Genomic DNA, 1,748 nt, shown 5'->3' with positions numbered 1-1,748 from the left:
GGTTGAGAGCGAAAGGCGGCACGACATGGCAGCGATCTCCAACGTAAATCGCCATTTCCGCCGCCAAACTGCATCAGTTGTGAGTCAGACCCAGTTTTGAATGCCGTTTGACAGGCCGCGGCATGCATCTCGGCCTCACCGTGAAGCTCACAGCCCTCGTCGCGCCGTTCTATGAGGAGGCGAGGGGGCTCGCCCGATGGCTGGCCGAGACGCCGATGGCGGAGTTTCGGCCGTTCGAGGCGGTCTTCGATCCGAGAGAGAAGGGGGTGACACTTCTGTCATCCAAAAACCAAACCCAAATCATCTCTTCCTCCGCTGCGCTCGGATTTGCGGTCACAGGCCGCTTCGCGACCCGTGGAGGGCTTTCGAGTAAGATAGGGCAAGGATCGTGCCAGCGGTCTGACGCCGCTCAGCGGCCCTCCAGCGCGATCCTCGTCAGCTTCGTCATCGGTTCGCACCCCATGATTGCCTTCGCTTATTCGCTGTTCCAGGTCGTTGCCTCGTCGTTCGGTGGGGAAGGGTATCATGACGCTCACATCCCGGACGGACGCCATAGGTCTCACGAGGTGAAGGGCGAGCGCAGCCGGGACACGACCGTATCGGTGAGCGACCGGGTTCAGATCACGAAGTCGGTTCGCGACTGGGCCACCCGGCTCGATCTTCGCGGCGGCGAGTTCGGAGAGGTCGAGCGCATCGAGGGCGGCCGGATGACGGTTCGCATGGACGGGGGCGGGGCAGGTCAGCTTCGACGCTCGCGAGCGTCGGGGGTGGGATCTCGGTTATGCATCTCCTCGAAGATCGCCACGGGGCGGAGACCCGGCGCCTCTTTTAGAAGCGGGACGATCTCGGTCTCGAAGAAATCAGCGAGGGGATCGGCCCTGCGCCGTCCGCGAGGCGTCCGCGTCGACGGCAAGTCCGGCGCCTTCTCCAGCCGATAGCCCGCGCTGGTGCTGAACGAAGCCTTGGCGGCCGCGATGGTCACGGAGTCTGTCTGACGGAACTTCATGAAGAGCCTCATCTGATGATCGGTGATGTGGCGGCCGGGCAAGCGATGGTCCTCTCGATCGAGACGGAATCACCGCAGGCCAAGCCGACCGCGATCGCCAGATGGGGCTTGGAAATCCCCCACCGCCGGTGCCGTGCCTTCGGTCGGGCTACGCCCTCCCTCCATCACGACACCGGCGGCTGCTTCTCATCCTGATTGTCGCGCTTTCCCATCCTGATTGTCGCGCCGCAGCGCACCCCGTTTTGATCGGACAGGCGGCATAGCTGATAAGGCATAGGCATCCGCCTATGAGTACGACTATGTCGAAAGCTCCAGACGGCCCGTTTTCGCGGGTTGAAGTGATTACTTCCGTGCAGCGCCGACGGCGATGGTCGACCGCCGAGAAGGTCCGCCTCGTTGAGGAGGCGATGCAGCCCGGGATGAGCGTGTCCTTCGTGGCGCGCCAGGCCGGCGTCTCGCCGTCTCAGCTCTTCGCTTGGAAGCGCCGAATGCTGGAGGGCGGCCATGCCGCCGTCCAGGCTGACGAGGACGTCGTTGGCACGTCGAGGGTCCGCGATCTGGAGAAGCGGGTTCGCGACCTCGAGCGTCTGCTTGGCCGCAAAACGATGGAGAACGAGATCCTCAAGGAGGCGCTCGACGTCGCTCGCCCAAAAAACGTATGGCTCGCCCCGCCTGCAAGCGACTTTTTGACGGCTGTTCAGTCTGCGCCAACGTATCCGGTCTCGGGGCTGCAATCGTCCCC

General features: G+C 63.6%; 1 protein-coding gene and 1 pseudogene. One reads left to right on the top strand and one right to left on the bottom strand.

Going from position 1 to position 1,748, the window contains the following annotated elements:
* Window positions 1-742: 742 nt before the first annotated feature.
* Window positions 743-1,018: pseudogene (locus tag ASG62_RS27050) on the bottom strand (IS21 family transposase); the annotation flags it as partial.
* A gap of 287 nt (window positions 1,019-1,305) precedes the next feature.
* Here ASG62_RS27050 and ASG62_RS19435 point away from each other — a divergent pair.
* The coding region (locus ASG62_RS19435; protein WP_244488608.1) for a transposase at window positions 1,306-1,748 on the top strand (443 nt) is incomplete at its 3' end.

The sequence above is a fragment of the Aureimonas sp. Leaf427 genome (assembly GCF_001425485.1).
Taxonomy (GTDB): domain Bacteria; phylum Pseudomonadota; class Alphaproteobacteria; order Rhizobiales; family Rhizobiaceae; genus Plantimonas.
Note: the sequence above shows the minus strand (reverse complement) of the source record. Positions and strands in the feature narration are given on the sequence as shown.